The following is a 24327-nucleotide window of genomic DNA, read 5'->3' as shown; positions in this document are numbered from 1 at the left end:
CGCCGAAGAGGGTGCCCGCCCGTACGGCGGGCCGCGTTCTGCCCCCACCGGCCCGTCTGGTTCGGGATCCTCGGCAGAGACGTTTCTGTATGATCCATTCGCTTCGGGACCGGAAGGTACTCCACGGTGAGGAGCGGGGCGGGCGTCATGCGTGCAACAGGGCTGGAGAAGGTCAGGATCACCGGCCTGGTAGACAAGGTCCACGCGTTCATCAGCTGGGAACTGAAGCGCGGCGAAGACGAAGCCGAGCAGCAGCGCAAGGAATTCCGAGAGAAATACGCCAACGAGACCCTGGCGACAGACCTCGGCTTCGGCGACGAGGCGTACTGGAGCGCCCCGGACGTGAGCTATCCCGGTCCGGAGGACCACTGCAGCCTGAACATCCGCGATGACAATCTCGTGGCCCGCATCGCTCTGGGCGGGGCGGGGGCATCCCGCATCGACCTGCGAGTCGGAGGCCAAGAAGATCGCCGGTGCTGCCATCGCGGCCATGCCTCACTGAGGTGCCGGGCCGGACCCAGGGGCGGACCGGTACCGCGTTCCCGAGACCCTGTGTCGGGGCAGGAGCCAGGAGTATTGATCACGCAGCGGCGCAGGCTGCGGAAGCCATGTCGGGCCCGGCCGCGCTGCGTGCGGGGTGGCCTTCGAGCAGTAGCTATGGACGGGTTTGGTTTGTCCGTTGTCCGGCGGAGAACGCGTAGGCGCGTTGACGGAAGCGCGATCATTCCGTTACGGGCAGGCATTCGGCGAGCAGGTCGAGGACGTCGCGCCAGGCTCGCTGCGCGTGCTGTGGGTGGTAGCCGACACCGGGGACCGTGGGGTGGTCGACCGGTGGGTGGTGGAAGGCGTGCAGGGCGCCGCCGTAGACCGTGATGCGCCAGTCGACGCCCGCGGCCTGCATCTCGGCGGCGAACGCGTCCCGTTGCGCGGGCGGCATGATCGGGTCCTCCGACCCGACCCCGGCCCACACCGGGCAGCGAATGCGCGCCGCCTCGCCCGGTCGGCCCGTGGTGGTTGCGTTGACCGTCCCGATCGCGCGCAGGCTGACGCCATCGCGCCCGAGTTCCAGCGCGACGGCGCCCCCGGTGCCGTAGCCGACGGCGGCGATCCGGTCGGGGTCGGTCCGCGGTTCGGCGCGCAGCACGTCGAGCGCCGCATGGCCGATGCCCCGCATCCGGTCGGGATCAGCGAGCAGGGGCATGCAACGGGCCAGCATCTCCTCCGGGTCACCCAGATAGCACCCGCCATGAAGGTCGAAGGCCAGCGCTACGTATCCCCGCTCGGCGAGAGCATCGGCCCGTCGGCGCTCGACGTCGCTGAGCCCCATGCCCTCGGGTCCGAGCAGCACCGCGGGCCGACGGCCGACACCGGCCGGAAGCGCGAGGTGCCCGATCATCGTCAAACCATCGGCCGGGTACTCGACCGTACGTGTTGTAACGCTCGTCATGAGCTCGGACGGTAGTGATCACCGAGGCCGGCCGGGCCATTGTTCACCGCTGGCAGAACAGCCGGCTGTCGACCATCACCAGAGACCGCATCGGCTCTGAGCGGGAGACGGCCCTGCCGGCCGGCACCCGAGCCTGGCTCCCGCTCGCCGACGGCATTGCTGACGTCGCCCGCTGCCGGAGGCGCGAGGCGGGGCCGGACGAGCGGCTGTGGGCTGGGTTGGCGGATGCCCGAGCCTGGTAGCAGGGCCGCACGGCGAGCTGCCGGGCCGCATGGTCGGCCAGGTCCTGCGCGCTGTGATTATCATCCCGCCCAGTGCTCCGGTGCTCCGGTGCTCCGGTCCCCGAGGGACTCGCGACTCGGCCACCGCCGCGCGTCTCAGGGTTTGATCGTCAACTCCGCGCACCGGGTGGCGACCGCCGCGAGCGTCTCCCCGCTGGCGTGCAGCCGGCGCTGGACGCGGGCGCCGTTGCCCCGTTCGTGCAGGTGGGCGATGGCTTCCCGGACCCGCTCGTCGTCGCCGTGGTCTACGAGGGCCTCTCGCACGTGCTGGTACAGGGCCTCGACGGCGTGCACGGCCGACGTCTCCCGCATGGTCTCGGGGTGCAGCAGCGGCCCGTCCAGGCCCGAGCGGCCCGCCCGCCAGTTGGCCAGGCGCAACAGGCTCGTGCCGATCCTGGCGGGGGGTTCGCCGTCGCGCCACGCGCGGGCCGCGGTCTCGACCAGGCCGCGTGCGAGAGCGGCGATCAGGACCGGCGTGGAGGCGTCCAGACAGACGTCGGCCACCCTGACCTCCACCGTCGGGTAATTGGCCGACAGCCGGGCGTCGAAGTAGATCATGCCCACGTCCCGGAGCACCCCGGTGTCGATCATCGCCTGGACCTGCTCGTGGTACCGGTCCGCGGAGCCGAAGACGTCGACCGGTCCGGCGGACGGCCAGCGGTTCCACACCCGGCTGCGATAGCTGCCGTATCCGCTGTCCTCACCCTGCCAGAAGGGTGAGTTCGCGCTGATGGCGGTCAGGACGGCCAGCCACGGTCGGATGCGGTCCAGGACCGCCACGCCTTCCTCGTCCGATTCGACGGAGACGTGCACGTGGCAGCCGCATGTCAGCTGCTCCTGCGCCGTCAGGCCGAACTGCTCTCCCAGCCACCGGTAGCGCGGCCCCGCGCTCAGCGAGGGCCGCACCGGCAGCGGCGAGGTCGCGACGGCCGCCACCACGGCGCCCGCACTCGCCGCGTGGTGCGCGGCCTCCCCGCGGATTCGGACGATCTCGTCGTGCAGCTCACCCATGTGGGTCACCGGTTTGGTGGCGAACTCCAGTTGCTCCTTGTGCAGTTCCTTCTCGAACGCATGGTCCTCCCCGCCCGGGCTTTGCCAGGCCAGGCGGTCCGCCGCCGCCAGAACCGCTCCCGAGACGGCCAGCGGTTCACCGCTGCGCTCGTCCACCAGCAGCAGTTCCTCTTCCACACCCACACTTCTCATACCGCCACCCGGGGATTGTGCCTTCAGATGGTCGTCACCTGCCCTGTCTTCCGACGACCATGCCGCCGCCGGCCCGCCGTCATGGGCGGCCGAGCCGCCGCGGGTGCCGGAGGCACCCCTCCCCGGGCTCGGTCCGGCGCCGTCCGCCACCCCGAGCGGGGCTCCCTCGTACCCCAGGGCGATAGCGGCCCGCCCCCGTACGCACACCCGCACATCCCGCTCGGCCGACTGGTCGGCGGCGGTCGCGGCGATCCGGTACCAGCCCACCGGACGCAGAGCGGGGGATTCCCCCGGTCCACCGCCTCGTCCGCCTCGGGGTCGCCGCCTCCAGCCAGGTCCGCGGCGCCCACCCGGCGCCGTCCGCGCGGTCAACCCTGGGGTGGACGACGTCTCGGGCGAGCGCCTCTACGCTGCGGGGATGCAGTCAGGCAGACGCCGGATACACGTCGACCCGCTGGTGACCGACACCCTGCTCGCGTGTGTCATGGCCATCGTGACGTTCGTCTACGGACGGCAGGCCCACGCCGCCCAGTACCAGAACGAGGGCTGGCCGCCCTTCGGCCCGCTCGCCATCGCCCTCAGCCTGGCCGTGAACCTCCCCCTGGCGCTGCGTGGGCGGGCGCCGTGGGTGGCGTTCGGCGTCTCGTGCGGCGCGCTGGCCGCGTACACGGCGGCCGGTTTCCAGCCGTCGACGAACATGTGGGCCCCGTTGCTGGCCTGCTACACGGTGATCGTGCGCAGTCCGGCCCGGCGGTCGGCGTGGGCGGCGGCCGTGACCGCCGGGGTATGGGCGGCGGCCGGCCTGAGAGCCCGTCTGTCGGTGGAACTGTCCCTGGCACAGGCCGCCATCGGGGTCGCGGTCGTCTGGTTGTGGGCCTCCGGCAGTCGCCGCCTTGCGCAGCGCAACAGCCAACTCGCCGACCTGACCGAGCAGTTGCGGCGCGAGCAGGAACTTCGTGCCCGGCACGCCATCGCAGAGGAGAGACTGCGCATCGCCCGCGAACTCCATGACGTCGTCGCCCACCATCTCTCCGCGCTCGCCGTCCAGGCGGGTCTGGCCGAGTTCGTGTTCACCTCCGACCCCGAAGCGGCCCGGCAGGCGGTGGCGTCCATCGGCTCCAGCAGCCGGCAGGCGCTGGAGGAGATGCGCGGCCTGCTCGGCGTACTGCGCACCGGTACCGAGACCGCCGACGAGGGCGCGCTGTACCGGGCGGCGCCGGGTCTGGACGCACTGGACGAGCTGGTGGAGCGGGCCCGCGCCTCCGGCCTGGACGTCACCTGGACGGTTTCGGGACACCGGCGCCCGCTGCCGTCAGGGGTGGAGCTGTGCGCGTACCGCATCATCCAGGAGGCGCTGACCAACAGCGTGAAGCACGCCGGCCGTGGCGCCCGGGTCCGCGTGAGCCTCGGCTTCCACGCCGACCTGCTGAGCTGCGAGGTGACCAGCCAGGGTGGCAGCGCGCCCGCCGCCGGTCTGCCGTCGAGTGGGCTCGGGTTGCCCGGCATGCGGGAACGGGCGAGACTCTACGGCGGGTCACTGCGGGCCGGGCCGCGAGCCGAGGGAGGGTTCGAGGTCGTCTTCACCATCCCGCTGGCCCCGCTGGACACAACCGGGGGCACATGACCATCCCCCGTACACACGGGGGGAGACGGCAGCGATGACACGGCTGCTGATCGTGGACGACCAGGTGCTCATCCGGGCCGGGCTGGCAGCGCTCGCCGCGGCGGCACCCGGTTTAGAGGCCGTGGGGCAGGCGGCGACCGGTGAAGAGGCGGTCGAACTCGCCGCCTCGCTGCGGCCGGACGTGATCCTGATGGACATCCGGCTGCCGGGCATGAGCGGCATCACCGCCCTTGAGTACATCCTCGACCAGGCACCCCACCCCAAGCCGAAGATCGTCATGCTCACGGTGTTCGATCTCGACGAGTACGTGTACGCGGCCCTGCGGGCCGGCGCCAGCGGATTCCTCCTCAAGGACACCCCGCCCGAGCGGCTCCTGGCGGCTGTCGCCCTGATCGCCGAAGGCGAGATGCTGTTCGCCCCCACCGTCACCCGTCGGCTCGTCGAAACCTTCGCCCACCGGCCGCTGGCTCCGCGAGCACAGCCCGCCAGCCTCGGGGAACTCACGGAACGCGAAACGGAGGTGCTGCACCTCGTGGGGCAGGGCCTCACCAACGAGCAGATCGCCCAGCGGCTGGTGGTGAGCATCGCCACCGTCAAGACCCACCTCAACCGCGTCATGTCCAAACTCGGCCTGCAGAGCCGCGCGCAGGCCGTGGTCGTCGCCTACGAGAGCGGCCTGCTGTCCCCCGGCCGGGAGCAGACGCAACGGTCCTCGTCCTAGCGCCGTGGCCGGGACGTCCGCCGCGCTGCCCGACGTACGCCCGGCCGGCCCGGCCGCCGGTGGTGCCGGCCCGCCAGGGCGGGCCGGCACCGATCGGTGATCCCCCGTCGTATCAGCTCACCGACCGACAGGACACTGTCACTGCCCCCGCAGCTTGCGCCAGGTGTTGGGGCCGACCTTGCCGTCGGCGGCGAGCCCCCGGCTGCGCTGGAAAGCCTTCACCGCGTCCTCGGTGGCCTTGCCGAAGTCGCCGTCGACCCCGTACCTGCCGATGTCGAAGTGCCAGACGTCCCTCAGGAGGCACTGCACCTCGCGCACCTTGTCACCGCGGTCGCCCCGGTCGGTGTACGGCGTGCCGTCCTCCCAGCCGCAGTACCAGCCGGAGGCCGTCGCGGCCGCCGTCACGGGCGCCCCGGCTCCCGCCGGGGCCGCCGAGGCGACACCGGCCGTACCCATCAGGACGGCGGCGGCCAGAGCACCACCGGACAGCAGCACAGCGGACTTCCTGGTGTTGATCATGATTCTTCCCTTCAACGCCCATCGACCGGGACCCGCACAACCACAGCGCGGGTCCCTCCCTTGCAGGAAGGTGCCGCTCCCGTCCCGGGCGCCGGGGGCGACAGGCAGGAACGCTACGTGCCCTTCCGGCGTCCGCTCGTCGCCCGACGGGTTGATCCCCCGCCTCCACCTTTCGCCCCGGTTCCCAGGACCGCGCAACCACGGCATGAGGCCGCCCCGTCGGTCCGTACAACCACGGCAGCAGCACAAACCAGCCACGGACCCGCGACCGCCCCCGAGCTGCCGAAGCTCGCGGAAACCACCGGAGGGGCCCAGTTCGCCATCGGGCACCACGCGTTGGAGATCGAGCCGATGCGCGCGTTCCGGCAGCCGGAGCCGAGCGAGGAGATATTCACGGTCCGGGAGTCGTTGCTCCGGCTCTCCGAGGACATCGGCCTGTCCTACTTGGTGGTCGAGAACTGCCGGTGGGCGGCGCCGAAGTGGCCCATGGACCGAGCTTGCCCAAGAAGGCGGCGGACCGGTCAGCGGGGGCCGGTGCCGGTGCGGGCACCCCCCAGGACGTGAACAGCGACGCGTACGGGCCCTGGATCTTCAGGATGGGCCCACGTCGGGAGCGGCCCGGACGTGCCGCCGACCACGCACCGGTCGGCGTACGACGGCCAGGCCCGCCGCCGCGTGCGGAGGCGTTGCGGGCCGTGTGTGCGTGCGGATGGCGCGGCCCGGCTCACCCCCTGGACTGGGAGACGATCGGCGACCAGCCCCCTGTACGAAGCAGGCGTCGACCTCACCGGACCGCTCGCCGACTGGAAGGCCCACCTGTCCGTCATCCGCGATGCCGCCGCCCGAACGGCCGGCCGCCCTCCTGGTCGAGACGGCCGAGCAGCTGACCGTCACCCGTCGCGGACGCGCCGTTGGCCGCGCTGCGCGCCGCCGGTGTGCTGGAGCGGCTCGCCGCCCGGGCCGGCCGGGAGACCGCTGGCGCGCCCCGCGACGACGGCATGTCCGCCGAAGCGGTGGCCGCCACGCTGGGGACCACCCGCTCCAGGGCCCTGGTTCTGCTCCTGACAGCGCAGGACAGGCAACAGCACGCACCACAGCGGCGTTCTAGGAGAGGGATGCGGCCGGTATTCCGATGGAGAAGGTGTCGCCAGGGTTGGGCACGAGCGAGCCCCGCACCCCGCCACTACGTCGAGAGAGCTACCTCCATCAGCAGTGAGGGCCGAATCCCTCTTCCCTCCACCACCGCGGCGGCTACCGTGGCGGTACAACCTGCCTGGAGGAGCCCGTGAGCGCTCAACCCGCCGACCACGTACCCGTACCGCCGTACGCACCCGCGCCCGGCGCTGCGGCCGAACTGCTCGCGCAGCTACGCGCCGACCGCCGCGCGCAGATGTGGGTGCCGGCGTTCGAGCGGGACTGGGCCAAGGCCCTGGAGGACGCCCGCGATTCCTTCAGCCTCACCCCGTTGCACGACGTGGTGCGGATCTGGCAGTTGCGTGTAGCCGCAGCCCCGGCGGTCGACGCCTTTGTGGACTCGGGCCGTGACGACTCCGGCTTCGTGGATCTGGACGACATCCTCGGAGCCCGCGGGTGACCGGTCAGCGGTGGGAGGTGCGTCTGTCCCCGGAAGCCGCGAAGACGCTCGCCGGGTTTCCCGAGCCGGCTCGCGAGATGGTCCGCGATGTCCTGGACATCGCGGTGCGCTCCCCGTGGGGCTGGCCCCAGTGGAACGCCGGCGATGCGGAGGGGGAGGACGTCCGGGCCGCGTCCGTCGGGCAGCTGTCCGTCGTCTACGTGGCCAACCGCCTCACCCGGGGCTTGTCCGTCCTGAGCATCGTCTGGCTCGGGTAGCCGCCCCCGTGAGCGGCACGCGACGAAGCTGGACGTGATCCAACTCGGTGAACATGCGGGCCCTGAAAGTACAGCTTGAAGATCCACTTGATCACCGAGCGGACCGGCCGCCGATCCGCTCCCGCCGTGGGCGCAGGCGGGGCAAGCCGGGAAAGCTCACGCGGACAGGGGCTACGGCTACCCCACCTGCGGCAATGGTTACATGGGCGCGGCATCACCCACCGCGTCGCCCGCAAAGGGATCGAGTCCTCACAGCGGCTGGGCCGCCACCGCTGGACCATCGACCGCACCATGTCCCGGCTCGCCAGCCGCCGCCGCCTCCACCGACGCTACGAACGCAAAGCTGATCGCTTCCTCGCCTCACCAGCATCGCCTGCACCTTCATCTGCTACCGCAGGCTCACCAAATGAGATGTCGCACCGCGCCCCCTCCTGGGCCTGCTGGCAACGCCTACGCCACGGCCACGCGACGTAGAGAAAGCTGTGCCGTCTGAGTCAGCTGTCGTGGTTCGACGTTCCCCTTTGCCCACGCCTCGGCGTGGGCGTTTGGCTGTGGCTGGAAGGCATGAAACATGGCTACGGGAACTGTGAAGTGGTTCAACGCGGAGAAGGGCTTCGGACAGCGGACTCGGGAATGGCGCTGCGGCCCCCGGCAGAGCCCCGCGGGCGAGGGGCGGGCGGTGTCAGGTGTCGTTGCTCTCGGCGGTGTAAACGAAGCAGTTTCGGGTGCCGGTCTCGTCGAGGAGCAGCTGGAGGTGGTGGGGGAGGGGTCCGGTGAGGACGAGTTCGCGTTCGGCGCGGGCGTCGAGCAGGGCGTGCACGAGGGCGGTGTCGGCGAAGGTGACGTGGCTGAGGTCGATGGCGGCGAGGTCGCCGTCGAGGGCTGCGAGGGCGTCGCGCAGGACGTCGGTGGTGTCGTAGTCGAACTCGCCGCGGGCCCGGATCAGCACATGATCGGCTCGCTTCTCACAGATGGCCTCGGACAACGCCGGGCCGGAACCGGGGCAGGGTGTGGCAAGGGTACGGGGGTGCTCGGGGTTCATGGTTGCCGCCTTGGCGTTCGGAGCCCTCCCTTTCCGCGCGTGACTGCGGGAAAGAAGTGGACGGCCTCCACGGCGGCCGCTCGATTGAGGAGGTCCGCTCCGGGGTGCCCCCACGCGGGTGGGGACGCGGCGGCGCGGCTCTCACCAATGGCTGCCTACAAACCTACCCCTCCTACGTCCACCAAGCAGACCGTCATCGAACGCCAGCTCCAATGGCGGGGGCCCTACCGCTGCTGACCTGCACTTTACCCACGGGCCAATGCGGGGCGGGGCCGCCGGTCGCGGTCCGGATCCGGGAGCCCGCAGCGGGTCAAACGCACCAGCGCCCGCCCGTCGCCGCGTCCCCGGTGGCTCGTCCTGTTGACATGCTTGCCTGACGGTGGCGGCCCGGGTGCCGTCGCCGCGGGACTGGAGGGCATGGGCGGACGCCCCAAGACTTCGTCGCGCCGCAACCCGGGCGCGGTTGCGGTACGCGCCCGTCGGTCTGCGGCCGGTCACCCGCCCGGTGGCAGAGGCGCCTGTATCGCGCGGCGGTGACGCGCCAGATCCGGCACACCATCCCGAGCCAAGGACCAGCGGGCCAGCCGTCGGCACACAGGCAGCTCCGGCGCCGGGCCCACCGGGAGGCTGGGGTGGACTCGGTGAGCGGGCCGCGTATCCGGTTGCTGGTGCGGGTGGCCTCGGCGACGAGGTCCTGGTCGAAGCCGGTCAGCATGGTGAGCTCGGCGGTGATCTCGTCGGTCAGCTCCAGCGAGCAGTACCTGGGGCAGGGTGCGGGCGGCGTCCGTGATGACCGCGGCGTCCTTCGCGGCCAGCTTGTCGAGGACGGCCCGCGGCTTCGGCTCGTTGTCGGGCAGCTGCTTGTCGAAGACCTTCTTGCCGGCCGGAGTCAGTCCGTGCCCGTGATGGGCACTCTTGCCGACGTCCAGGCCGAGGAACACGCCCACGTCTTCGGTGTCGAACGACACGCCTCTCCCAGGGAGTTGAACGTGCCGGCCTCGGCGGTGGTGTCGTGCTCGCGCATCCACGCCATGCAGACTGCCGCACGCGACTGTCCGGCATTGCGCCGGACCGGACGGTGGCCGGACCTCTCATCAGCGTCTCCGACGGCACCTTCCGGGCCCGGTGACACCACCTCTCAGGTCATCCGTTCGGCAGGGGGACACGGTCATGCCGGGCCCGGAGGCCAGCGGCGCCCTTGCAGGGCCGTCATAAAGGGGGCTGATGCGGCCCCACGCTGGGCGCGGAATCGGGCCGCGGACTGCCGGCGCATGGACCCAGTACCTGCGCATCCCGCGGGCCCGTCCTCGCGGCCTGCGTCGCCTTACGGTGCGCTGAGGAGGTCACTCCGCTCGGCCGGGGGGAGGGAGCGTCGGCCGAGCGGACGTACAGAAGTCAGCCGCGTCGCATGGTCGTCGTCTCCCTGATCTGGCTGTGGATCACGAATTTCGCGATCCTCCTCCGCCTGGAGTCGATGCCGGGATTGTCCGCCAGCAGGCTATCGCCGACAGCCACCCGAGGACGAGGAGCCCTACGTGCGCCCGGGGACATCCACAAGTGGAGTGATGAAGAGCCGCCGCCCGGAGTCAGCCCGTGCGGCGCGGCCGCCAGCGGAGAAGCGGAGAATCGGCGAATCGGCGAAGCGTGAGCACCCGTACTGATGGCGCTGGTGGCGATCGAGCGGGTCCACGGTGTCGCGCACGACCCCTGCGACGTCGTTGCCGGCGGTGCAATCGGCCTGGCCGCAGCCGCCCTGGTCCGGGCGACGTCGCGTCTTGTTGTCCGCCACATCCGACGACTACGAGTCGCTGCGGGTGACCAGGAGGTTGCGGGCAAGAAGAGCGCCTGACCGGCGCGGCGCCGCAGGAACCAGACCGACGGCCGCAATCGTGCAGTCGCTGCCGCGCAGCGCCACGGCAGCAGGCCCAGGCCCGCTCAAGACGGTGGGGCAACGTCATGACGTTCATACTCCTGACCTGCGTCCCGATGCTCACGGCGGTCCTCCTGCTGCGCTGGGAACCCCGTGAGCCGCGGCACCGCCAGCCTGTCCAGCAGCCTCGGCGCACACCCCGCAGGAATCTGATCCAGTGCCCGCTGGCGCCCCCGTTCTTTGGCGCCCTGGTGTAACCCCCGCACAGGGGGTGGGCCCGCGACGGCCGTGGGCCCACCCCCTGTCTTGCCTAGCCCTCGAATTCCGGAATCCTGGCCTCGCCGGCCCGGACAGCCCTGGCACAACCGCGCGGGCCACCGGTCAGCCGAAGCTTCGCCTGCGGTCTCCGGTCGACTGCGGTGGGACGCGGTGCAGCCGGCGGGAAGGACGCCTGCTCGGGCCGGTCCTGCGTGCGTGCTCATCGCCGGACCGGGCTGCGGTCTGGTCGGATTCCGCGGGTTTCACCGCCGGGGCGAGCGCGATCGCAGCGATGACCGCCGTCACCGCGACGAGGATGATGCCGATACTCACGGACATGAGTCCCGCCTTTCGCCTTTGACCCTTACACCTTGTGGCTACTCAGTGTTTCCGATAGGAGGCGCAGTAAACACAGTGAGTGATATTCGGGGTGGGTCGGCGGGGCAAGGTCGCGGTGATCGCCTTGGCTCCGGGCCGCGGCTCCACCGTCACGCGGAGCGCCAGCCGTTGGGTCATGGGCCAGCGAAGACCGCCGGTGTGGCCGGTGAGGTCGGGGGTGCGGTCCTGCGGGTGGGCAGGGCTGGGATCCGCCACGATCACCTGGATGCTGCGGCGGTCCGCCCGCAGGCTCACGGCGCTGACCCCGCCCGCATGGCGCACGTTGTCGGTGACGAGTTGGGACACCAGCAGCACCAGGTTCTGCACGGTGGCCGCGGGCGGGGGGGCAGGTCGAGAAGGAACTCAGCCGCGGCATCGCGTGCATGCGCGGGCCGCTCGGGCCGCCAGGTGTACTCCAGCAGATGCTCGGCATGACTGCCGGCCAGTTTTGACTGCTGCATGTCCTGCCCGGGAACCTGCGGCCGATGTCGTTCGGGCGGGGACCCGACCAGGGCCGGCAGTTTCGCCGGGCCCGGCTCCTGCCGGGGTTGTGCCTGGCGCTCGCGTCATGTCATCCCCCAACGGACACACCCTGCTGGCCGATCTGGCCTATCTGGCCGAAGTCGCCGACATCGCGGCCCTGCTGTGTCTGCGTGAGCGGCTGCACCCGCGGCGGTGAGGTGCGACGCTCAGGCGCGGCGGAACAGGTCGCTGGCGTCCACCGGATGCCGGATGGCGGTCGGCAGGCCCGGGCGGCGGGGAACTTCACGCCCCTGGGCGAGCCACTGCCGCTCCACGGCCTCGTAGATCGGCGCATCGGATGCCTGCCGGAACTCCTTTGCCGGCAGCCCGGCGAATCCAGCCCACTCCGGAGGCGAAACGGTTTTCTGGTCCATGTCTACGTCCAACGAACCCGGCCCACGGATGTGGCGGTACGTGACCGTTCCGTCATGAACGCGAGGGCCCTTCACGGCGGCCTGGGGTGTGACGACGGCCCCACCGCCGGGCGGGGTAGCGGGGCCGTCACACGGATTCCGGCTTGTGGGGGTGGACCGGCGGGGCACGTGTCGCCTCCTCGCAACGCCCGTGGCCGCCCCACGTCACGCCGGCTGGGCCGATCAGGTGTGCAGGCGGCTGTTGGGGCCGTCCTGGTCACCGGCGCTCTCGTCGTTGAACCAGTAGTCGCCGGCGGCCAGATACCGGAAGGAGTGGGTGCTCTCGCCGGGCAGCTCGACCGTCACCGCCCGCTTCCCGTCCTTGCGCGGCCGCAGGGTGTGCACGCCGGGCTGCCAGTCGTTGAAGTCGCCGACCACGCTGACCGGCCCGGGCGGGGTGTCCGCGGGAAGGATGAAGGTGACCTCGGTGCGGTCCTTGCGCAGCGTGCGCTCCAGCATGGGAATCGACTCCTGATGACGAGGGCGGGTGGGGCTGCGCCCATCCTCGGCACCACGCCCCAAGGCCGCATCCCGACGCATCCGTCTCGGGGCCGCGGGATCAACCTCCCCTCACGATCCGTATCCGAAATGGTGCGGACTGTGACGCTACGTGTCAGCGTGAGTGGAGGAATCCGCACCCCACGCATCAAGGAGTCGCCGTCATGGGCGGTATGCAGGACAAGCGCCAGGAGCCGGGCAAGGGCCGCGAGGAACAGCAGCGCCCGCAGCGCCCCGGCCAGGACCCGGTCCACCCCCAGCCCGGTCCGTCCCGCGACAAGAGCCCCGACGAGAACAAGCGGCGCCGCGAGGAAGACCCGCTTCGCGACGAGAGCGACCTGCGCGACGAGGACATCTGACGAGAGCGGCACGCCACGCAGGCAGAACCCGGCCAGGCGTCCCGTAACCACCCCGGCCGGGCTCTGCCACGCCCCGGGCCCCGCCTGCCCGGCCGCCGCCGTGGCCGCCGTGAGCGTTCCGGAAGCGACGAGCACACGTGCAGCCGTGCCTTGTTTGCCGGTGAAATCCACGCGGGTGGCCCGGACGGCGGCGGACATGGTGTGGAACTCCGGAAGACGACAGACCGGGGGCCCCACACTCAGCTGACCTGCGCCTCGGGGATGCTGCTCAGCCGCCAGAATGCCCGCAGCCCCGCCCTCTCTCTGGCCCGGGCGGCTCGCCGTAGCGCGGCCAGACCACTTACCACTGCAGCCCGCCCTGCCGCCCAGCGCATCCCCGCTGCTATTCGGCGCGGTGGGGTTTGTGGCCGGTGACCCGCAATCGGGCCTGAGTGGGGAGTCGGGCCCAACCGGTGGATTGGCGGGCACGTTCCAGAGGGCCGTGGCACAGGGCCTGCAGGACGGAGCCGGGCTCGCTGCCCTGGTCGAGCGTCAGAGTGATCCGGACCTCGGGATGGTGGGCCCGGCCGGCCATCTGCACCCGCGCTTGCTCGACGCCGGGCAGTTGGCGCGCGTCGGCGGCGATCGCGTCGCTGAGGGCGTGGTCGTGCAGTGCCACACCATCTGCCGGGGGTGTTCCGATGGACATGCGTCCTGGGCGGGTTCGGCGCAGTTGCTCCAGCAGCCACCACAGGGCGAGGAGGACCATGACGGCCAGGGCAGCGATCACCACGGGCCACCACCAGCCCTGATCGGTCCAGCGGGTGCGATCGGCGGAGCTGAGCAGGACGGTGTGCAGGGTGACCAGGGGCCATCCGTCGGGTGGCGTCAGGTGCCAGCGCCGGTAGAGGTCGAGGCCACCGGCGAGGACGAGGAGGCCACCTCCGAGCAGGACGATGCCAGCCAACGCCAGCAGGACCCGGTTGATCACGGATTGCCTCTTCATGGCTTCGTCTCCCGCTTTCTTCTCGCCAGTCCGAGCGTCCACAGAACGGTCAGTTGCGGCGCTGGCGTACGCGGACGGTGAGCCTGGGTGGGTGGACCAGGGCGAGCCGGTCACGCTGCTCGTACAGAACGGCGGTGAGGTCGGTCTTGACCTCGCCGAGGTCGCGGAAGCGTACGTCTGCACGAGCCTTGATGCGGTGTCGCCGAACCCGGATCCTGGCCCGGCTGACACCGGGGACGCGCAGAGCGGCATCCCGCAGCATCAGGGCGGCGGCGTCGCGTTCGAGCACGGCCCGCACCTCGCACTGGCCGGCGGGGGCGTCGAGTGGCAGCTGGTGGCGCAGGCCGGGGGTGAGCGCCAGGACGATCAGCCAGAGGCCGAGGGCTGCGGTGAGGGCGGCGCCGGTGAGCATCCAGATGTCGTCCAGTGGGCGGGTGGCCAGTTCGTGGGCGAGACGGGTGCGCCAGGCGGCGGCGTGGTGGCCGGCCCGCACCCTGGAGACGTCGAACAACAGGATCCCGGTGCCGGCCACCAGGACGAGGGCAGCCAACGCGGCGGGTATCCGGCGTTCGGACCACACCCGGCGCGAGGGGCGCAGGCCGTCGTCCGCTGTGCTGCTGTGCTGAGCTTGCGTGACGCCTGGCGGGTGCTTGGCCAGCATCGACACCGTCAGGGGGGTGGCCGCTCGGGTGGTGGCGGGTTGCTCCGTCTCAGCAGGGGGTTCGTGCTCGCGTGTCATGCCCGCTCTCCTTCCCGGTGGGATCGCCGGCCTAGGGTTCATTGGACTCGTCCGTGCTCCAGGCCACCGGAGGGAACCAGGTGCTGGATGGTCAAGGTGACCTCCGTGACGCGCATCCCCGTCAGCTGTGCCACCCGGTCGCTGACGTAGCGCTGTACCTCGCGGGATGCGCTGGCGATGTCGATCGGGTAAGGCAAGTCCAGCGACAGGCCCAGCCGCGCCGATCCGCCGCTGACCGCGGCCGTCGAGCGGGGGGCGGCGAGCCCCAGGCGTGCCGGGGTTGCGCCCGTCCGGCCAGTCAGTGCCTCCCTCGCGGCGCGGGCCGCGATGCGGGCCACCACCTTGTCGGGGATCACGGTCGCGCCGCGCTCGGCCGCCGGCACACGGGCCAGAGCCGCGTCCCCGGCTTCACCACGCACAGAGCCCGGCGGACGGGTGGAGGCACCGGGCTGCGTGGTCACCGCCGGTCCCGGGGCCGGACAAAGTCGGACACGTCGACGTCACCCTGCAGGATGCGGCCGACGACCCAGCCCACCGTGCCGAGGGCTGCCACGAGCAGGAAGGCCCAGAAACCGCCGAAGTAGCCGGCGAAGCCCAGGGCCATACCTGCCAGCAGGCCCACCGTGGCTCTGCTCATCTCACTCACCCGTGTTTCACGTCGATCGGCTTTCCCTGCCCCCTTGCGGTGCCCGCACCGGGGCAGGATGCGACGGGGTCACCGCACGCGCCCCTCGGTGTCCTCCCGCTCGTCCTCCTCGTCGGGCAGGTGGACGTCATCGACGGTGATGTTCACCTCGACGACTTCCAGGCCTGTCATGCGTTCCACGGCCATGATGACGTTGGTGCGGACGCCGCCCGCGACGTCCACGATGGACACGCCGTACTCGACGACCACGTCGAGGTCGACGGCTGTCTGGCGCTCGCCCACTTCGACCTTCACTCCGCGGGTCACGCCGGGGTGTCCGCCGGGTACCCGGTCGCGGACGGCGCCGAAGGTGCGGGCCATTCCGGCGCCGAGGCTGTGGATGCCCGGCACCTCGCGGGTAGCCATTCCCGCGATCTTCTCCACCACGCTGTCGGCGATGGTGGTCCGCCCGCGCGTCTCGGGCGGGGCCCCGGCGCCGGTGCGGCCCTGCAGCGCCTTGCCCGCGGCGCCGGGCAGGCTCTCACCTGGTGTGGGGCGGCTGGTGGTTTCCGACATGAGAACCTCCCGAGGGTGTCCATGCGGGTACCGGTGCGGTGCTCGTCGAAGGATTGGACGCACCACAGCCGCAACCCTCACACCGTTCGCGTGATGGGCATCACATAGAATCGAAGGGTGCGTGCGGACACCGGGACGACGGTCCCGGAAGGAAGCGAGCGGTGGATGTGCGACCGGACCGGGCCCCCGCCCCCACCGGCTACTGGCCGCCCGCAGGGTTCTGCCCCGCCGCATACCGCCGACGCCTCAGCCGGCCCGGGCACTTTCACCGGTCTGACAGACGGGCTGCTGACCGTACGGGCCTGCGAAGGGGATGACGACGCGTTCGCCGTCCTGGTCCGCCGTCACAGCAGCCCGCTGCTCGCGCTCGCCCGCCACCTCCTCGGCAATCAGGCGGATGCCGAGGACGCCGTCCAGGAAGCATTTCTCAGCGCCTGGCGACAGCTGCCGGAGTTCCGCCACACCGCCTCTTTCGGCACCTGGATGTACCGCATCGTCACCAACCGCTGCCTCAGCACCCTGCGCCGCCGCCCCCGTGCTCTCCCTCTGGACACCGTTCCCGAGCCCGCAGCCCACGATCCGGGAAGCTCACCACCGCGCGTCGCTGAGACGGACGCGGCCACGGCCGCCCTGGCGGCGGCACTCGGCGAGCTCAACCCCGAGCAGCGGGCCTGCTGGGTCCTGCGGGAACTGCACGGCCTGCACTACGAGGAGATCGCACACGTGACCGGTACCAGCGAACAAACGGTGCGGGGCAGACTCTTTCGCGCACGGCACGCTCTGCAGGAGGCGATGTGCCCATGGCGCTAGACGAGCCGTACCCCGCCCCTGGCGGCGAGCCGTCGGCCGAAGACATTGATGCAGTGCGCCCTCCTGTGCTTCCTGAAGCGGAGCTACTCGCCGGCGATGAGCTGCTGCCCTGCGGGCGCCCGCTCAGCCGCGCCTGGGAGCAGGCACGCGACACGGCCGCCACGCCAGACCCGCACACCGCCTCCTGCCCCTCCTGCCAACAGGCCATCGAGGGGCTGACGGCACTGGATGAGGCCACCCGCGCCCTGCGTGCCCAGGCACGGCCCAGTGGACACGGCCTCGCCGACCGAGTGATCAGCGCGGTCCGGGCCGAGGTGCGGCTCGGCGCGATACTGCCGTTGGACGACGCCGCCCTCGAGCTTCGGATCGCCGAGAGCGCCGCAGCGAAAGTCCTGCGCAAGGCGGCCGACACCGTGCCCGGCTCCCGCGCCGCCAGCTGCCGCCTCACCCCCACCGGAAACGGCAACGGCACTGCCGTGCACGTCGCCATGACCTTGGCCACCGCCCTCGATCAGCCGCTGCCCGAGCAGGCCGCCCAGGTACGTCGGGCAGTCCTCCATGCCGCGGACCACGTGCTGGGTCTGGCCGTCGCCGACGTGGACCTGGAGATCGACGCCGTGCTGGACTCCTTCGACGCGTCCGGTGGCGGGCCCACTGAACGGGGTGGACAGCGATGACCTCGACGAGAAACCGTGACATCCCCCAGACCGCTGCCCGGGCTGCCCTCGACGTTCCCGGTGTGTCCGCGCTCCAGCCGGGCCTTGCCGACCGGCTGGCCGCCGTGGCCTCCCGCGCACAGCAGGCCATGGGAGCCGCCCCCCTTCCTGACGAGGCCGGCATCCGGGCCGAACACACACCCGGTGGCGGCTGGCACGTAGAAGTACGCTGCGTCGTGCACGAGGACCGCCGCGTCCTGGACGTCGCCCAGCAGGTCCGCGAACACGTCCGGACGGCCGTCACCGCCCACCTGGCCCAGCACGGCACAACCGCACCGGTCACCGTCCTCGTCACGGTCACCCGCACGGTGTGAACGAGGCCCTCCAGCAGACGTCGCCACTGCCACGCATTGCCAAGCCGCGTTACCCGGTCCGAAGACGGCAGACACCGCTCAGACCCGTGCCGCGCCCTCACCCAGCGACCCTTCCCGGGAGGCTTCCGCTACCGGCCTGCCGGACAGCAACGCGGCAGCCGCCCCTCCCGAAAGGGGCAGCCGTCGTCCAGCCGTACGGTCCAGCGGCCCCGGCAGCTACGGCAGCGGTCCGCCGGCCGCCGCGGCCGCCCTCGCACGGCCGAGGACGTGGGCATCACCCTCGTCCGGCACTGGGGAGCGCCCGCACCCGACACGTGCCGGGGTCGGCCGGTGTGCCGGCTGGAGTCACCTCGTAGGCTGCCGCCATGACTGAGAAGATCCAGACGCCGTCGCCCCGTGACGCTTTCGACCTGCTCATGGCCGGTAACAAGCGCTTCATCACCGGCGCCCCCGAGCACCCGAACCAGGACGCCGCACGCCGCACGCAGACGGCACCGTCCCAGCAGCCCTTCGCCGTGCTGTTCGGGTGCTCCGACTCCCGGCTGGCCGCCGAGATCATCTTCGACCGGGGCCTGGGCGACCTGTTCGTGGTCCGCACCGCCGGGCACGTCGCCGGCACCGAAATCCTCGGTTCGATCGAGTTCGGCGTCGCCGTCCTCAACGCGCCGCTGGTCGTCGTCCTCGGTCACGACTCGTGCGGCGCCGTCGCCGCGGCCTGCTCCGCCCTGGAGAACGGGAAGACGCCGGGCGGCTTCGTCCGCGACGTGGTCGAGCGGGTGACCCCCAGCGTGCTGGCGGCCCGCGCCGCCGGACGCGAGACGGCCGACGAGATCCTGGCCGAGCACATCGAGCACACGGTGGACCTGCTGCTGGACCGCTCCCGCGTCCTGGCCGAGGCGGTGGCCGCGGGCCGCCTCGGCGTCGTGGGCATGTCGTACCGGCTGGCCGACGGCAGCGCGCAGCTCGTCGCCGCCCGCGGCCTCGACGTGCAGGTCCCCACCACGTCCTGACCAACCCGTTCACCGGCCCGGTCACGCCCCCCTCTCGCTCCGCGCCATACTGGCGCGGAGCGAGAGCCGCGGGGTACGGGCAGCGCCGTCACTGACGGCGGGTGCAGGTCAGACGATGGGGCGGGGCCCCGCGGCGCGGCGGAGCCGGTTGGCGATCGCGAGGCCCAGCCCCTCCTCCACGGGCACGGAGGTGACGATGAGGTCGCATCCCTGCTGGTCGAGGTGGCGCAAGAACCCGTACAGCCCGCGCGCGTACTCGGCCATCGCGGCCGGGACCGTCAGGACGGTGTGCGCCTTCACTGGAGTGCCGGCGAGACAGGCGGGCAGAAGGACACCCACCCGGTGTCCCAGTTCGCGTGCCGTCTCCGCTTCGGTGACGACCTGCTCGGGCTCGACGAGGACAACTCGCGCACGGGGCGCGTAGTGGGACGGATGCTGGCCCGGCACCCGGACCTGACTCGTGGAGGGGACCACGAGCGGGCGTCCCAGCACCGCTTCGAGGTCCTCGCGGGTCACCCCGCCGGGCCGCAGGATGGTCGGGGTGCCGCCGGTGGCGTCGACGATGGTGGATTCGACGCCGACGCGGCAGGAGCCGCCGTCCAGCACGAAGTCGACGGTGTCGCCCAGCTCGGCCCGGACGTGGTCTGCGGTGGTGGGACTGACGGAGCCGAAGCGGTTGGCGGACGGAGCCGTGATCGCGCCGCCGAACGCATTCAGCAGCGCGAGGGCAACGGGGTGGTCGGGCACCCGCACGGCCACCGTCTCCAGGCCACCAGTCGCTTCCAGCGGAACCCGGTGGCCGCGCCGTAGCACCAGCGTCAGCGGCCCCGGCCAGCAACGTCCGGCCAGCAGACGCGCAGCCTCCGGCACGTCCTGGACCCAGTCGTCCAGCTGCTCCGCACCACCGATGTGAACGATCAGCGGGTGAGAGGGCGGACGTCCCTTGGCCTGGAAGATGCGGGAGACGGCGGCGGGATCCTCGGCGTTGGCGCCCAGTCCGTACACGGTTTCGGTCGGCAGGGCCACCAGGCCGCCGGCGCGCAGCACACCGGCTGCCTTCTCGATGTCGTGGGTGCTTGCGGTCACCCTGGTGATTCTAGAGCGGTGGCCAGGGCTGGCCGTCCCCTTGGTCACGAGCAGGCGAAGCCGCCCCGCAGCCGCCGCTCGGCGAGCGCAGTGACACGCTGCCGACGACGATCGGGATGTTCGTGCAGCAGCCCGGTGACCGTGCCGAGGCAGGCGTCGGGCGCGACCGGTACGCCGCGCTGGTTCCCGAGCCGGTTGACGTGCGCGGAGATCCGGCGGACTCGGTGGGCTGGGCAGCCCAGCAGCCGGGCGAGGTGCGGGGCGTCGAGCACGTGGTCGCCCCCCAGACCTTTCACTCGACAGGGGAGAATGTGATGACAACCCCGGAGTCGGACGCTCCCTTGCGGGGCCATCGAAAGGGTCGTGGGGGGCAGGGGCTCAGCGAGGGTTGTTGATCCGCTGGTCGATGTCGAGGGTGAGCCGGAGTGCGTCGAGCACGCTGTCGGGTCCGATCTGGTTCGCTGTTTCGCCTCGGAGTACGGCGATGACGTGGTCGATCATGGCGGTGTACTGGTCGGCGGGGGGCAGATCGAGATCGCGCGGCCCGTCGCTGGTGTAGGCGGTGACGGTGCCGGTCGGCTTGCCGTCGTGGCCCATGGTGGAGGTGGCGTCCAGTACGCCGTGCTCGAAGGTGGCGGTGTAGCCGCCGCGGGCTCCCCATGCTGGGGGCAGCAGGGAGGAGATCGAGCTGCGTGCGGCCGCGCCGTCGAAGCCGAAGATGGCATCGATCGCGGCGGAGTCCGCGTCGCGGGCGACCGCGCTCACGGCGACGTTGTCGGGGAGGCCGAGGGTACGGGTGATGATGTCCGTGTCGCTGTGCATGGCCTCCAGCGGCAGGGCCTTCAGTCCGAGGGATGCGCCCGGCCACAGGTGGGCGGTCCTGTTCCACAAGGTCAGCTGCTCGAGCCGCCCGTAGGTGTTCTCGGACACGGTGTCGAACAGGGCCTGGTTGGCAGGGATGAACCGCTCGAACATGTCCACGAAGACGTGCTTGTCACTGCCCGCGGCGGCGTCCGCGACCCGCTGGGCGTCTTCGAGAGTGCCGGCCAGCGGCAGTTCGACCAAGGCGTGCTTGCCGGCGTTCAGGGCACGCAGGACGTGGTCGGCGTGCAGGGGGACGGGCAGGCAGATGTCGACCAGGTCGAAGGAGGGGTCTTCGAACGCGGTGTTCATGTCGGTGGAGGCGCTGAAGCCGAACTGGCCGGCGACCTGTTCGGTCTTGTGCGGGTCGCGGCCGAACACCACGACGTCGACGTCGCCGCGGGCGGCGTAGACGGCGGCGTGCGCCTGGCCGAAGCCGGTTCCGAGCAGGGCGATCTTCATGAGGTTTCCTCCGAGGCGAGGTGGCAGGGGTGCGGCCGCGGGCCGGTCGGCGCGGCCGGGCTGGACGGGGTGGTCAGGAGGCCTGGGCCTGGCTGATGCACAGCGGCCAGCCGGAGGGGTCCAGCAGTACGGTCCAGTGGTCCCCGCCGGGCTGGAAGGCGGGCTTGGTGGCTCCGAGTTCCAGGAGCCGCTGTTCGGCGGCGGCCGCGTCGGGGAACCTCAGGTCCATGTGGAACGGCAGGTGCTGCTCGGGCCAGACGGGCGCGCGGAAGGATTCGGAGGACCAGAAGACGTACATCGCGCCACCGGCGGTGACGGGGAAGGCGGCATCGTTGCCGCGCTCGTCGGGGTAGGGCCTGCCGACCTCGGTGCCGAGTCCGGCCGCGTAGAACTCGGCGAGCCGGCGTCCGTCGTCGGCCCAGATCGCTTAGCAGGTGACGGAGCCGTTGAGAGGGCCGGTGCGGTGGGGGGTGCTCATGGTGGGAGGTCCCTTCAGTGGTGGGGTTGACCGGGTGGGGTTCGTGGCTTGGTGCGTCAGCCGGCCGGGACCGGGACGGTCGCCTTCTTCTGCTCGGGGGCGGTCGCGGCCGGATGCTGCTTGGTACCGGCGGTGCGGGGCAGGGCGAACAGCAGGGCGCACACGGCGGTGAAGATGGCGGCCACGTACCCCAGCGACCCGGCAAACGCGTCCGGCATCCGCTGCGCCTGCTCGGCAGGGTTTCCGTGGCCCAGGCGGCCGAAGAAGACGACCGAGGACAGAGCGACACCGACGGCCTGGCCGAGCTGAATGGTGGTGCTGGTCAGCCCGGAGGCAGAGCCGGCGTGCTCGTGGGGGACCTCGGACAGGATCAGATCGGTCAGCGGCGCGATGATCGGCCCCATGCCGAGTCCCATCGGGATCAGCGGCACGATCGTCCGCCACAGCCCGATCTGGGCGCCGTGCTCCTGCGCCAGGAACAGGAAGAGCAGCATGCCCGCGGCGGCCAGCAGCGCGCCGGCCTGCAGCACGACGCGGCCGAAGCGGGGCACCAGTACCTGCATCGACAGGCCGGCCCCGGCCATCATCGCCACCGACAGCGGCAGCCCCGACAGGCCGGCCTTGAGCGGTGACCAGCCAAGTCCGAGCTGAAGGAAGAGGGTCCAGGCCAGGAAGAACACACCCGAGGCGAGGCCGAACAGCAGCTGCACCCCCTGCCCGCCGGCGAAACTGCGTCGCGCGAACAGCGAGAGCACCACCAGCGGTGAGCCGCCCCGCCGCATCAGACGCCGCTCCCACACCACGAACAGGACAAACAGCGGAACCGAGGCGGCCATGGAGACGACCGTCCAGGCCGGCCAGCCCAGCTCATGACCCTGTGTCAGCGGCAGTATCAGGGCCAGCAGTCCGGCCGCCGCCAGAACCACACCCACCACGTCCAGCCGGGCGGCGCGCTGCGCCTTCGACTCGCTGACCACCAGCGCGCCGGCGATCAGACCGGCGATGCCCAGGGGCAGGTTTACCAGGAAGACCGGCCGCCACCCCCACCCGAGCACGTCGCCCTCCACCAGCAGCGCGCCGATCAGCGGACCGGTGATGGTGCCCAGTGCCATGACGGCGCCGTATAGCCCGAAGACCTTGCCGCGTTCCCGCTCGGGGAAGGTGACGTGGATGATCGAAAGGACCTGCGGCACCATCAGCGCCGCCATCGCACCCTGCGCCATCCGGCCCGCGAGCAGCACCTCGGCGCTGTCGGCGAGGCCGCAGACCAGGGAAGTGGCGGTGAAGCCGGCCACACCGAGCAGGAAGACGCGCTTGCGGCCGAAAAGATCCCCCAGGCGGCCTCCGGTGATCAGGCCGAGGGCGAACGTCAGCGCGTACCCGCCGGTGATCCACTGCACCTGTGAGGCCGACGCGCCGAGGTCGCCTTGGACCTGGGGAATGGCCATGTGGACGACGGTGACGTCGACCGCGTCCATGAACGAGGCGATCAGCACCACGGCCAGCGCCGCCCACCGACGAGGATCTGGAACCGTGGGCGTGTTTTGAAGGGTTTTGTTCTCCGACATGTCCCTCACGCTAGGAGCCCTTTAGGACACTTCGAGTCCGTAAAGGACGGCATCCTGGAAGGCATGACGACCGACCTTCCCGCTCGGATGCTCCGCCTGCTGTCCCTGCTGCAGACGCGCCGCGAATGGTCCGGCGCCGAACTGGCCGAGCGCCTCGGCGTCACCACTCGCACCGTGCGCCGCGACATCGACCGCCTGCGCGAACTCGAATACCCCGTGACGGGCACCACGGGCCACGCCGGCGGCTACCGGCTCGCCGCCGGGGCCGCGATGCCGCCGCTGATCCTCGACGACGAGGAGGCCACCGCCACCGCCGTCGCCCTGCGCACCGCAGCCGGGCAGCTCACCGGCATGGAGGACACCACCCTGCGGGCCCTGGCCAAACTCGAACAGGTCCTCCCCGCCCGTCTGCGCTCCCAGGTCGCCGCCCTGCAGCAGTCGACTGCCACGATCGAATGGGAGCGCCGCGGCCCGCGCACCGACCCCGCCACCCTGACCACGCTCGCCGCGGCCTGCCGCGACCGGGAGACCGTCACCTTCGCCTACACCACCCGCACCGGCCATGGCGCCGACCGCCGCGTCGACCCCCACCACCTGATCGCCTCCGGCGGCCTGTGGTACCTCCTCGCCCACGACCAGGACCGCGACGACTGGCGCATCTACCGCCTCGACCGCATCACCGGCCCGACCCCCACCCGCCACCGCTACACACCCCGGCCCGTGCCCGGCGGAGACCCGGCCGCGTACGTGGCCGGGAAGATCGCCTCCGCCCCGGTTCGCTACCGGGCGATCGCCACCGTCGCGGAACCGGCCGCTGCGCTCCGGCGCCGCACCTTCGCCCTCGCCACCCGCATCCAAGACGCCGGCCCCGACGCCTGCACGGTGGACTGCTCGGGCGACTACCTCCCCGGCATCGCCCAGATCCTCGCCGGCCTCAACGCCGACTACACCCTGGACGCCGATGACGCCGTCCGCGAGCACCTGCGCGCCGCCGCCCGCCGCACCCTGGAAGCCGCTGGATGACATCTTGGGCCGGCCGCACCTTTAGGACGAGCGGTGACCTAAAAAGCCCATAATGTCGTGTTTGTGGCCATCGGGCCTCCTGCCGTCA

The 24327-nt window shown here is 71.5% G+C and carries 27 protein-coding genes and 2 pseudogenes; 11 read left to right on the top strand and 18 right to left on the bottom strand.

The genetic code is table 11. The features are described from left to right. Positions 1-721: 721 nt before the first annotated feature. Complete coding sequence (locus ACZ51S_RS27695) at positions 722-1447, bottom strand: dienelactone hydrolase family protein (RefSeq protein WP_468886549.1); 726 nt, start codon at positions 1445-1447, stop codon at positions 722-724. A gap of 377 nt (positions 1448-1824) precedes the next feature. Continuing rightward, positions 1825-2931, bottom strand: a complete 1107-nt coding sequence (locus ACZ51S_RS27690) for a glutamate--cysteine ligase (RefSeq protein ID WP_468802305.1) — start codon at positions 2929-2931, stop codon at positions 1825-1827. A 418-nt stretch (positions 2932-3349) separates the two neighbouring features. Here ACZ51S_RS27690 and ACZ51S_RS27685 point away from each other — a divergent pair, with 418 nt between their 5' ends. Next, positions 3350-4555 (top strand): sensor histidine kinase, encoded by a 1206-nt coding sequence (locus ACZ51S_RS27685; protein ID WP_468962306.1) that lies wholly within the window; start codon positions 3350-3352, stop codon positions 4553-4555. Positions 4556-4589: 34 nt separating this feature from the next. Continuing rightward, entirely contained in the window at positions 4590-5276 is a 687-nt protein-coding gene (locus tag ACZ51S_RS27680; RefSeq protein WP_468476011.1) for a response regulator, read from the top strand. Positions 5277-5414: 138 nt separating this feature from the next. Here ACZ51S_RS27680 and ACZ51S_RS27675 read toward each other — a convergent pair whose 3' ends face one another. After that, positions 5415-5795, bottom strand: a complete 381-nt coding sequence (locus ACZ51S_RS27675) for a peptidoglycan-binding domain-containing protein (RefSeq protein WP_388941589.1) — start codon at positions 5793-5795, stop codon at positions 5415-5417. A gap of 1285 nt (positions 5796-7080) precedes the next feature. Here ACZ51S_RS27675 and ACZ51S_RS27670 point away from each other — a divergent pair. The 3 genes and pseudogenes from ACZ51S_RS27670 to ACZ51S_RS27660 form a co-directional block, all read left to right on the top strand. Continuing rightward, positions 7081-7389 carry a DUF6247 family protein gene (locus ACZ51S_RS27670; RefSeq protein ID WP_468802306.1) on the top strand — a complete coding sequence of 103 codons (309 nt, stop codon included), beginning with the start codon at positions 7081-7083 and terminating at the stop codon, positions 7387-7389. Continuing rightward, the gene (locus ACZ51S_RS27665; protein ID WP_468962304.1) at positions 7386-7646 is read left to right on the top strand and encodes a hypothetical protein; all 261 of its coding nucleotides are present in this window, start codon (positions 7386-7388) and stop codon (positions 7644-7646) included. The genes ACZ51S_RS27670 and ACZ51S_RS27665 overlap by 4 nt, the downstream gene beginning before the upstream one ends. Positions 7647-7753: 107 nt before the next feature. After that, positions 7754-8056: pseudogene (locus tag ACZ51S_RS27660) on the top strand (transposase); the annotation flags it as partial. A 272-nt stretch (positions 8057-8328) separates the two neighbouring features. On the opposite strand, the gene ACZ51S_RS27655 reads toward ACZ51S_RS27660, so the two are convergent. From ACZ51S_RS27655 to ACZ51S_RS27635, 5 genes and pseudogenes are all read right to left on the bottom strand, one after another. After that, on the bottom strand, positions 8329-8688 hold the full coding sequence (locus tag ACZ51S_RS27655) for an STAS domain-containing protein (RefSeq protein ID WP_468962302.1): 360 nt from the start codon (positions 8686-8688) through the stop codon (positions 8329-8331). Positions 8689-9194: 506 nt separating this feature from the next. Further along, positions 9195-9656 (bottom strand): annotated as a pseudogene (locus tag ACZ51S_RS27650) (IS110 family transposase); the annotation flags it as partial. A gap of 1541 nt (positions 9657-11197) precedes the next feature. Further along, positions 11198-11521 (bottom strand): ATP-binding protein, encoded by a 324-nt coding sequence (locus tag ACZ51S_RS27645; RefSeq protein WP_468962300.1) that lies wholly within the window; start codon positions 11519-11521, stop codon positions 11198-11200. Between the two features lie 362 nt (positions 11522-11883). After that, on the bottom strand, positions 11884-12090 hold the full coding sequence (locus ACZ51S_RS27640; RefSeq protein WP_468476018.1) for a hypothetical protein: 207 nt from the start codon (positions 12088-12090) through the stop codon (positions 11884-11886). 222 nt (positions 12091-12312) lie between these two features. After that, complete coding sequence (locus ACZ51S_RS27635; RefSeq protein ID WP_388941611.1) at positions 12313-12588, bottom strand: isoamylase early set domain-containing protein; 276 nt, start codon at positions 12586-12588, stop codon at positions 12313-12315. A 203-nt stretch (positions 12589-12791) separates the two neighbouring features. On the opposite strand from ACZ51S_RS27635, the gene ACZ51S_RS27630 reads away from it, so the two are divergent. Beyond that, positions 12792-12986: a hypothetical protein gene (locus ACZ51S_RS27630; protein WP_468962298.1), complete on the top strand. Its 195-nt coding sequence runs from the start codon at positions 12792-12794 to the stop codon at positions 12984-12986. A 382-nt stretch (positions 12987-13368) separates the two neighbouring features. On the opposite strand, the gene amaP is transcribed toward ACZ51S_RS27630, so the two are convergent. The 5 genes from amaP to ACZ51S_RS27605 all read right to left on the bottom strand — a co-directional run bounded on the left by amaP (position 13369) and on the right by ACZ51S_RS27605 (position 15911). Continuing rightward, complete coding sequence (amaP, locus tag ACZ51S_RS27625) at positions 13369-13971, bottom strand: alkaline shock response membrane anchor protein AmaP (RefSeq protein WP_468476020.1); 603 nt, start codon at positions 13969-13971, stop codon at positions 13369-13371. A gap of 49 nt (positions 13972-14020) precedes the next feature. Beyond that, positions 14021-14710: a DUF6286 domain-containing protein gene (locus tag ACZ51S_RS27620; protein ID WP_468804733.1), complete on the bottom strand. Its 690-nt coding sequence runs from the start codon at positions 14708-14710 to the stop codon at positions 14021-14023. Positions 14711-14748: 38 nt separating this feature from the next. Beyond that, positions 14749-15171 carry an Asp23/Gls24 family envelope stress response protein gene (locus ACZ51S_RS27615; protein ID WP_468476022.1) on the bottom strand — a complete coding sequence of 141 codons (423 nt, stop codon included), beginning with the start codon at positions 15169-15171 and terminating at the stop codon, positions 14749-14751. Beyond that, positions 15168-15347, bottom strand: coding sequence for a hypothetical protein (locus ACZ51S_RS27610; RefSeq protein ID WP_468476023.1), 180 nt, complete (start codon positions 15345-15347; stop codon positions 15168-15170). The genes ACZ51S_RS27615 and ACZ51S_RS27610 overlap by 4 nt, the downstream gene beginning before the upstream one ends. Before the next feature lie 78 nt (positions 15348-15425). Beyond that, positions 15426-15911 (bottom strand): Asp23/Gls24 family envelope stress response protein, encoded by a 486-nt coding sequence (locus ACZ51S_RS27605; protein ID WP_468962296.1) that lies wholly within the window; start codon positions 15909-15911, stop codon positions 15426-15428. A gap of 117 nt (positions 15912-16028) precedes the next feature. On the opposite strand from ACZ51S_RS27605, the gene ACZ51S_RS27600 reads away from it, so the two are divergent. The 4 genes from ACZ51S_RS27600 (at position 16029) to ACZ51S_RS27585 (ending at position 18761) form a co-directional block, all read left to right on the top strand. Beyond that, positions 16029-16721, top strand: a complete 693-nt coding sequence (locus ACZ51S_RS27600; protein WP_468476025.1) for an RNA polymerase sigma factor — start codon at positions 16029-16031, stop codon at positions 16719-16721. 53 nt (positions 16722-16774) lie between these two features. Next, positions 16775-17398: a hypothetical protein gene (locus ACZ51S_RS27595; RefSeq protein ID WP_468962294.1), complete on the top strand. Its 624-nt coding sequence runs from the start codon at positions 16775-16777 to the stop codon at positions 17396-17398. Beyond that, positions 17395-17751 (top strand): Asp23/Gls24 family envelope stress response protein, encoded by a 357-nt coding sequence (locus ACZ51S_RS27590; protein ID WP_468962293.1) that lies wholly within the window; start codon positions 17395-17397, stop codon positions 17749-17751. Before ACZ51S_RS27595 ends, ACZ51S_RS27590 begins: the two co-directional genes overlap by 4 nt. 365 nt (positions 17752-18116) lie before the next feature. After that, positions 18117-18761, top strand: coding sequence for a carbonic anhydrase (locus tag ACZ51S_RS27585; RefSeq protein ID WP_468962291.1), 645 nt, complete (start codon positions 18117-18119; stop codon positions 18759-18761). Between the two features lie 108 nt (positions 18762-18869). On the opposite strand, the gene ACZ51S_RS27580 is transcribed toward ACZ51S_RS27585, so the two are convergent. The 5 genes from ACZ51S_RS27580 to ACZ51S_RS27560 all read right to left on the bottom strand — a co-directional run bounded on the left by ACZ51S_RS27580 (position 18870) and on the right by ACZ51S_RS27560 (position 23216). Beyond that, entirely contained in the window at positions 18870-19847 is a 978-nt protein-coding gene (locus ACZ51S_RS27580) for an L-threonylcarbamoyladenylate synthase (RefSeq protein WP_468962289.1), read from the bottom strand. Positions 19848-19891: 44 nt separating this feature from the next. Then, the gene (locus tag ACZ51S_RS27575; protein WP_468476030.1) at positions 19892-20143 is read right to left on the bottom strand and encodes a hypothetical protein; all 252 of its coding nucleotides are present in this window, start codon (positions 20141-20143) and stop codon (positions 19892-19894) included. Between the two features lie 82 nt (positions 20144-20225). Beyond that, positions 20226-21170 carry a Gfo/Idh/MocA family protein gene (locus tag ACZ51S_RS27570; RefSeq protein WP_468962288.1) on the bottom strand — a complete coding sequence of 315 codons (945 nt, stop codon included), beginning with the start codon at positions 21168-21170 and terminating at the stop codon, positions 20226-20228. Positions 21171-21243: 73 nt separating this feature from the next. Continuing rightward, positions 21244-21594, bottom strand: coding sequence for a VOC family protein (locus ACZ51S_RS27565; protein WP_468962322.1), 351 nt, complete (start codon positions 21592-21594; stop codon positions 21244-21246). Positions 21595-21704: 110 nt separating this feature from the next. After that, positions 21705-23216, bottom strand: a complete 1512-nt coding sequence (locus tag ACZ51S_RS27560) for an MFS transporter (protein WP_468962286.1) — start codon at positions 23214-23216, stop codon at positions 21705-21707. A 63-nt stretch (positions 23217-23279) separates the two neighbouring features. Between ACZ51S_RS27560 and ACZ51S_RS27555 the strand changes: the two genes are divergently transcribed. After that, entirely contained in the window at positions 23280-24239 is a 960-nt protein-coding gene (locus ACZ51S_RS27555) for a helix-turn-helix transcriptional regulator (protein WP_468886567.1), read from the top strand. Positions 24240-24327: the final 88 nt, after the last annotated feature.

This window comes from Streptomyces sp. NPDC034043 (assembly GCF_055575675.1).
The sequence above is the reverse complement of the archived record's forward strand: the minus strand, read 5'-3'. Positions and strand labels throughout refer to the sequence as shown.

Excerpts from the sequence above, each read along its gene's own strand:
- ACZ51S_RS27695 (WP_468886549.1), bottom strand. The coding sequence starts at position 1,447 with ATGACGAGCGTTACAACACGTACGGTCGAGTACCCGGCCGATGGTTTG.
- ACZ51S_RS27690 (WP_468802305.1), bottom strand. The coding sequence starts at position 2,931 with ATGAGAAGTGTGGGTGTGGAAGAGGAACTGCTGCTGGTGGACGAGCGC.
- ACZ51S_RS27685 (WP_468962306.1), top strand. The coding sequence starts at position 3,350 with ATGCAGTCAGGCAGACGCCGGATACACGTCGACCCGCTGGTGACCGAC.
- ACZ51S_RS27680 (WP_468476011.1), top strand. The coding sequence starts at position 4,590 with ATGACACGGCTGCTGATCGTGGACGACCAGGTGCTCATCCGGGCCGGG.
- ACZ51S_RS27675 (WP_388941589.1), bottom strand. The coding sequence starts at position 5,795 with ATGATCAACACCAGGAAGTCCGCTGTGCTGCTGTCCGGTGGTGCTCTG.
- ACZ51S_RS27655 (WP_468962302.1), bottom strand. The coding sequence starts at position 8,688 with ATGAACCCCGAGCACCCCCGTACCCTTGCCACACCCTGCCCCGGTTCC.
- ACZ51S_RS27640 (WP_468476018.1), bottom strand. The coding sequence starts at position 12,090 with ATGGACCAGAAAACCGTTTCGCCTCCGGAGTGGGCTGGATTCGCCGGG.
- ACZ51S_RS27635 (WP_388941611.1), bottom strand. The coding sequence starts at position 12,588 with ATGCTGGAGCGCACGCTGCGCAAGGACCGCACCGAGGTCACCTTCATC.
- ACZ51S_RS27630 (WP_468962298.1), top strand. The coding sequence starts at position 12,792 with ATGGGCGGTATGCAGGACAAGCGCCAGGAGCCGGGCAAGGGCCGCGAG.
- amaP (WP_468476020.1), bottom strand. The coding sequence starts at position 13,971 with ATGAAGAGGCAATCCGTGATCAACCGGGTCCTGCTGGCGTTGGCTGGC.
- ACZ51S_RS27620 (WP_468804733.1), bottom strand. The coding sequence starts at position 14,710 with ATGACACGCGAGCACGAACCCCCTGCTGAGACGGAGCAACCCGCCACC.
- ACZ51S_RS27610 (WP_468476023.1), bottom strand. The coding sequence starts at position 15,347 with ATGAGCAGAGCCACGGTGGGCCTGCTGGCAGGTATGGCCCTGGGCTTC.
- ACZ51S_RS27605 (WP_468962296.1), bottom strand. The coding sequence starts at position 15,911 with ATGTCGGAAACCACCAGCCGCCCCACACCAGGTGAGAGCCTGCCCGGC.
- ACZ51S_RS27590 (WP_468962293.1), top strand. The coding sequence starts at position 17,395 with ATGACCTCGACGAGAAACCGTGACATCCCCCAGACCGCTGCCCGGGCT.
- ACZ51S_RS27585 (WP_468962291.1), top strand. The coding sequence starts at position 18,117 with ATGACTGAGAAGATCCAGACGCCGTCGCCCCGTGACGCTTTCGACCTG.
- ACZ51S_RS27570 (WP_468962288.1), bottom strand. The coding sequence starts at position 21,170 with ATGAAGATCGCCCTGCTCGGAACCGGCTTCGGCCAGGCGCACGCCGCC.
- ACZ51S_RS27560 (WP_468962286.1), bottom strand. The coding sequence starts at position 23,216 with ATGTCGGAGAACAAAACCCTTCAAAACACGCCCACGGTTCCAGATCCT.
- ACZ51S_RS27555 (WP_468886567.1), top strand. The coding sequence starts at position 23,280 with ATGACGACCGACCTTCCCGCTCGGATGCTCCGCCTGCTGTCCCTGCTG.